Genomic DNA, 5,977 nt, shown 5'->3' with positions numbered 1-5,977 from the left:
CTGGCATCCTGGGGAGGGTGACGGACCGACCAGAGATCCCCGGCGGCACCCCGCCGCCCCGCGAACTGCTCCTCCGCGTCTCCCCCGAACTGCGGATCTTCCTGCCCTCGCGCCACCGCGGCGCCGAGCTCCTCCCCGTGCCCCACGACGGCGCCTCCTCGCTCGTCCACGTCGTGCAGTCCGCGGGCATCCCGCTGACGGAGGTGGGCGCGCTCGTCCTGGAGGACACCGCCGGAAGCGGCGGGGACGGGCGGCGGGTGGAGCCCTCTTACCGCCCCGAGGCGGGCCGGACGGTCCGGATCGAGCCCGTCGTACGACCGCAGCGGGTTCCTCACGGGCCGCCGCGCTTCCTGCTGGACGTCCACCTGGGCACGCTGGCCCGGCGGCTGCGGCTGGTGGCGGGCGCCGACACCGCGTATCACAACGACATGGACGACCCCTCTCTCGTCGAGCAGGCCAACGCCGAGCGGCGCGTCCTGCTGACCCAGGACCGCGGGCTGCTGATGCGGCGGCAGCTGTGGATGGGCGCCTACGTGCGCGGCTCGCGCCCAGACGACCAGCTCGCCGACGTCCTGGACCGGTTCGACCCGCCACTGGCTCCGTGGACGCGGTGCACGGCGTGCAACGGGCTCCTCGCCGAGGCGCCGAAGGCCGAGGTCGAGCATCTGCTCCGCCCCGGCACCCGCCGCACCTACGACACCTTCGCCCGCTGCCGCGACTGCGGCCGCGTCTACTGGCGCGGGGCCCACGGGGACCGGCTGGAGGCGCTGGTCGCGGAGGCCGCCGGGACGGCGGGCGAGCGGGAGGCCGGCGCGCCGTAGCCCTCGTCCGGCCGCGCGACCGCGTCAACCCGGTCCGTTCCCGGGACAGTTGGCCTGAATCGATCTGTTCGCAACGATTGCCGCGACTGTCCCGGGAAACGCGTACCGCATCGGACGACGACCCCTTCACGGAAGCGGAGGAGACACGATGGCGCGCGTGTCACGCAGGACCAGGACGGGTGCGGTGGCGGCGGCCGGACTGCTGGCCGGTACGGCGCTGATCGCCGGCTGCGGCGGGCAGGACACCGGGCCGGAGGACAAGGCCGGCACCGAGGCCGAGCGGGAGGCGGGGACCGGAGGCGAGGACGGCGAGGACGGCGAGGACGGCGACGAGGCGGCCGCCGAGATCGTACGGACCGCGCACGAGAAGACGGTCGCGGCCCGGACCGCGAAGATGACGCTGAAGGTGCGCGCCGCCATGGGCGGACAGCAGCAGACCCTCACCGGCGACGGCACCGTCGACCTGGCCGAAGGCAAGAGCGACCTGACCGTCGAGGCGGGCGGCGGCGAACGGATCGAGCAGCGGGTGGTGGACGAGACCCTCTACCAGCGGCTGCCGGACCAGGCGCGGGACCAGCTCGGGGTGGACGAGCCGTGGATCAGCGTCGACCTGCGGGAACTCGCCGGAAGCAACGGCACCGTGGGCGGCGTGCGGATCAACGACCCCGTCCGGGGCCTCGACTACACCCGGGCCCTGGAGGACGACGCCACCCGCGTCGGCACCGAGGAGGTCGGCGGTGTGGAGACCACCCGCTACCGCGTGAACGTCGACGTGGACGAACTCGCGGGCGAGAACACGGCCGAGGCCGAGCGCCTGCGGCAGCAGCTCGGCGACTCCCTGCCGATGCACCTGTGGCTCGACGACCAGGACCGCATCCGCCGCCAGCAGTTCGAGATCTCCCTCGACGGCGAGGCGGCACGGTCGAACTCCGGCTCCCAGGCCCAGTCCCAGCCGCCGTCGCGGGAGGCTCGGGAGGCGAAGATCCGCACCGTCATCGAGTTCAGCGACTTCGGCACCGAGGTCGAGGTCTCCCCGCCTCCTGCCGAGAAGACCGAGGACGTCACCGGCAAGCTCGCCCGGCAGACCGACCGCTCCTCCAACGGGTGAACCGAACAGGGGGTTTCCCGGCCGCCGACGAGTTCCGCCGGCGGCCGGTGTCATGCCTCCACAGACGTCCCGGCGGACGGACACGGCGGGTGTGTTCTGGGAGGCTGAGGTGATGACGACCCCGGAAGCACGGTGGGAGCGGCGGCTCGAGAGTCTGTGGGCCTCCCTCGACGACCACGGGCCCGACGACTTCCTGCGCCGGATCGAGGCGCTGGCCGCCGAGCTCCCGCCCGGCGACGCCGTCGCCCTGTACGAACTGGCCTCCGCCCACGACGCACTCGACCGCGAGGAGGAGGCCGCCGCCCTCTACCGCCGGGCCCTCGCGGCCGGCCTGCCCGGCGGGCGGCGCCGACGGGCGGTGATCCAGCTGGCCAGTACCCTGCGCAACCTGGGCCGGGCGGAGGAGAGCATCACGCTGCTGACGGCCGAACGGGACATGTGCTCCGACGAGTTGGACGGCGCGGTCGCCGCTTTCCTGTCCCTGGCGCTCGCCGACGCCGGACGGGAGCGGGAGGCGGCGGCCCTCGCCCTCACCGCCCTCGTCCCCCACCTGCCGGAGTACCGCCGCTCGCTGACGCACTACGCCCGCGCCCTCACCGCCGACAGGCACGTCTGACCCGGCTCCGGCCGGGCAGGCGGCGTTGGCGGGTGGATGCGGCCGCCAGGAACAGGGAGAACCGCCCGGACTTCCGCCTCCCGCCCTTCCCGGGCCCAGGCCCGGCTCGCCACCACGTCCCCGGCGGAAACTCCGGGCGGTGAAGCCCTAAAGACGCCGAATGATCTGTGCCTCCACCCGCTCGACGAGAGTCCGGCTGTAGGCGTGTACGAGTGCAAGGTGGAACAGCGCCGGCGCCAGTGGCGCCCACCGGTGAACCCGATCGTCTCGCAGCATGTACCTGATCACCTGAGCGGGACGGAAGGGAACGTAGTCGATGGTCTGGTGCTCCCACCGGTCCGCCACTCCCCGGCTCATGCGTGCCTGGAGATCCGAGCTCCTCAGATGTTCCAGCTTGGCGTGGAAATGAGCGCTCCAGTGGCGCTTGTCCGTGTCCAGCACGAAGGCCAGCAGGTCCAGTGAGTACTCGTGCGGCTCCAGGGACAGTTCCTCGCGCATCCCCCGCCGGGACACGTCATGGAGGTCCGGCGCACGCCTTCCCGCCGAGTCGATGTGCCGCGACAGGCCCTCGTTGACGGAGGAGTTCCAGACGCCCGGGGCCATACGGACCCGATCACTGCGCCGGCTGACAACGAGCATGTCGTCGGCGGTGACGACCGCGACGTTGACGGCGAAGCTGCACTGCAGAAAAGCCGGGGCCCTCAGGGGATCCTCGGGATCGAGGTAGCGGAACCGGGGCGTCGTACCGTCCGGAAGCCGGCGGTCGAGCTGCTGAGCAGCCAGAAAGGTGTAGTAGTCGGTCGGACGCAGCCGCAGGTGGACTTCGGGCGTCTCGTCGAGAGATGTGCGGGAGATGTCGAACGATTCGACCGCGTACCGCGACCCGTTCCACAGCGGAGTGCGTCCCTCGGCCCGTAGGCGCTCGCTCTCGGCGACGATCTCGTCCCGCCAGCGCACCATGTCGGACGGCAGCTCCACCTCGTCGTCCAGCACATGGATGTAGACCGTTTCGGGGGGAATCGGGGTCTCCCCGTCCCCCTCGACGATCAGGGCGGAGGTCTGCAGTGGACCGAGCGAAAAGGCGCGCCAGGTCGACCCTGACTCCTCCTTGCGCCCCAGGCTGCGGATCGCCCGCGTCGACCGCCTGCGCAGTCGGTACCAGGCGTCCTGTAACGGCTGCTGGAACAGCACCGCGAACAGCATGCCGATGACAGCACCCGCCACTCCGTTGGCAACATCGATCCCAGCCACATGGGAGACACTAGGAACCCCGATCGAGCCAGGCGGCATCGTGCTCTTTCCGTTACCGTGCCGGGATCCCGCCGAGCACCGCGCGGGGCCTGCCTGTCCGGCCCGCTTTCGGGCGTTCGGGCCGGACAGGACCGGAGCGTGTGATCGACCGGGCGCCCCCGCGAATCAGTCCGCGATCGGTAGGTAGACGCGGTTGCCGCTCGCCGCGAACTCCTCGGACTTCCGCCGCATGCCCTCCTCCGGGTCCAGGGCGAGGTCGCCGCCGTGTTCACGGCGGATGTCCTGGGAGATCTTCATCGAACAGAACTTCGGACCGCACATCGAGCAGAAGTGCGCCGTCTTCGCCGGTTCGGCCGGGAGCGTCTCGTCGTGGAAGGCGCGGGCCGTGTCCGGGTCGAGGGCCAGGTTGAACTGGTCCTCCCAGCGGAACTCGAAGCGGGCGTCGGACAGGGCGTCGTCCCACTCCTGGGCGCCGGGATGGCCCTTGGCCAGGTCGGCGGCGTGGGCGGCGATCTTGTAGGTGATCACGCCCGTCTTCACGTCGTCGCGGTCCGGCAGGCCCAGGTGCTCCTTGGGCGTGACGTAGCAGAGCATCGCCGTACCCCACCAGGCGATCATCGCCGCGCCGATGCCGGAGGTGATGTGGTCGTACGCCGGGGCGATGTCGGTGGTGAGCGGGCCGAGGGTGTAGAAGGGCGCCTCGTCGCAGATCTCCTGCTGGAGGTCGACGTTCTCCTTGATCTTGTGCATCGGGACGTGCCCGGGGCCCTCGATCATCGTCTGCACGTCGTGGGACTTGGCGATCCGGTTCAGCTCGCCCAGCGTGCGCAGTTCGGCGAACTGCGCCTCGTCGTTGGCGTCCGCGATGGAGCCCGGGCGCAGCCCGTCGCCGAGGGAGAAGGTGACGTCGTAGGCGCGCAGGATCTCGCAGAGCTCCTCGAAGTGGGTGTAGAGGAAGCTCTCCTTGTGGTGGGCCAGGCACCAGGCCGCCATGATCGAGCCACCGCGCGAGACGATGCCCGTCTTGCGGCGGGCGGTCAGCGGGACGTAGCGCAGCAGGACGCCGGCGTGGACGGTCATGTAGTCCACGCCCTGCTCGCACTGCTCGATGACGGTGTCCTTGTAGATCTCCCAGGTCAGCTCCTCGGCCTTGCCGTCGACCTTCTCCAGCGCCTGGTAGAGGGGGACGGTGCCGATGGGGACGGGGGAGTTGCGCAGCACCCACTCGCGGGTGGTGTGGATGTTGCGGCCGGTGGAGAGGTCCATGACGGTGTCGGCGCCCCAGCGGGTGGCCCACGTCATCTTCTCCACCTCCTCCTCGATGGAGGAGGTGACGGCCGAGTTGCCGATGTTGGCGTTGACCTTCACCAGGAAGTTCTTGCCGATGATCATCGGCTCGGTCTCCGGGTGGTTGACGTTCGCCGGGAGGACGGCGCGGCCCGCGGCGATCTCGTCGCGCACGTGCTCCGGCGAGCAGCCCTCGCGGACGGCCACGAACTCCATCTCGGGGGTGATCTCGCCCCGCTTGGCGTACGCGAGCTGCGTGACGGCGGTGGTGGCGCCGCGTCCCCGGCGCGGCAGGCGGGGGCGGCCGGGGAAGACGGCGTCCAGGTTGCGCAGCCCGCCGCGTGGCGAGGTGTGCCTGAGGCCGTCGTCCTCGGGCCGCACCTCGCGGCCCGGGTACTCCTCGGTGTCCCCTCTGGCGATGATCCAGTTCTCCCGCAGCGGCGCCAGGCCGCGGCGGACGTCGGTGTCGATGTTCGGATCGGTGTACGGGCCGGACGTGTCGTACAGCGTCACGTCGCGGCCGTTGGTGAGGTGCACTCGGCGGACGGGCACCCGGATGTCGGGGCGCGAACCGCTCAGATAGCCCTTGTGCCAGCCGATCGCGCGCTCCTCGGCGCTCCCGGAGGCGTTTTCGGGCGTGCGTGCGTCCTGCGTGGTCATGAGACCCAACTCCCTACGCCGGCATTACCCGGTAACAGGTTCGGCGGTCGACGCAGCCGTTTCCGTGGCGGTGTCCACGGAGGTCAGCGTCCTCTCAGCCCCGTGCTCGGAGCTCCCGCGATGTGCAAAAGCGCCCCCACGCTAACGGCTGACCCCGGGCGCGCGCCAGGGTGCCCCCGCCACGCCTGCGATGATCGGGCCGTGGACTCCTCCTCCCCGCTCCCCCCGCAGTCC

The 5,977-nt window shown here is 71.2% G+C and carries 5 protein-coding genes and 1 riboswitch; of the genes, 3 read left to right on the top strand and 2 right to left on the bottom strand.

The features are described from left to right. The first annotated feature begins 17 nt into the window (after positions 1-17). The 3 genes from L7D48_RS24390 to L7D48_RS24380 all read left to right on the top strand — a co-directional run bounded on the left by L7D48_RS24390 (position 18) and on the right by L7D48_RS24380 (position 2,545). Positions 18-821, top strand: a complete 804-nt coding sequence (locus L7D48_RS24390) for a Mut7-C ubiquitin/RNAse domain-containing protein (protein ID WP_237882533.1) — start codon at positions 18-20, stop codon at positions 819-821. Between the two features lie 148 nt (positions 822-969). Then, on the top strand, positions 970-1,929 hold the full coding sequence (locus tag L7D48_RS24385) for a hypothetical protein (RefSeq protein WP_237882531.1): 960 nt from the start codon (positions 970-972) through the stop codon (positions 1,927-1,929). A gap of 112 nt (positions 1,930-2,041) precedes the next feature. After that, positions 2,042-2,545, top strand: coding sequence for a tetratricopeptide repeat protein (locus L7D48_RS24380; RefSeq protein WP_237882529.1), 504 nt, complete (start codon positions 2,042-2,044; stop codon positions 2,543-2,545). A gap of 147 nt (positions 2,546-2,692) precedes the next feature. Here L7D48_RS24380 and L7D48_RS24375 read toward each other — a convergent pair whose 3' ends face one another. Together L7D48_RS24375 and thiC are read right to left on the bottom strand one after the other, a co-directional pair. Then, a complete protein-coding gene (locus tag L7D48_RS24375) occupies positions 2,693-3,796 on the bottom strand; it encodes a hypothetical protein (protein ID WP_237882527.1) in 1,104 nt (367 codons plus the stop codon). 165 nt (positions 3,797-3,961) lie between these two features. Further along, the gene (gene thiC, locus L7D48_RS24370) at positions 3,962-5,743 is read right to left on the bottom strand and encodes a phosphomethylpyrimidine synthase ThiC (RefSeq protein WP_237882519.1); all 1,782 of its coding nucleotides are present in this window, start codon (positions 5,741-5,743) and stop codon (positions 3,962-3,964) included. Continuing rightward, a riboswitch (TPP riboswitch) is annotated at positions 5,737-5,872 on the bottom strand. (Overlaps the previous gene by 7 nt.) Between the last annotated feature and the right edge of the window lie 105 nt (positions 5,873-5,977).

It is taken from the genome of Streptomyces sp. ICN903, from assembly GCF_022015835.1.
Lineage (GTDB): Bacteria > Actinomycetota > Actinomycetes > Streptomycetales > Streptomycetaceae > Streptomyces > Streptomyces fenghuangensis.
This window is presented reverse-complemented; position numbering and strand designations above follow the sequence as displayed.

What these genes read in the sequence shown, in the direction of transcription:
- thiC (WP_237882519.1), bottom strand. Translation starts at nt 5,743, where the DNA reads ATGACCACGCAGGACGCACGCACGCCCGAAAACGCCTCCGGGAGCGCC.
- L7D48_RS24380 (WP_237882529.1), top strand. Translation starts at nt 2,042, where the DNA reads ATGACGACCCCGGAAGCACGGTGGGAGCGGCGGCTCGAGAGTCTGTGG.
- L7D48_RS24385 (WP_237882531.1), top strand. Translation starts at nt 970, where the DNA reads ATGGCGCGCGTGTCACGCAGGACCAGGACGGGTGCGGTGGCGGCGGCC.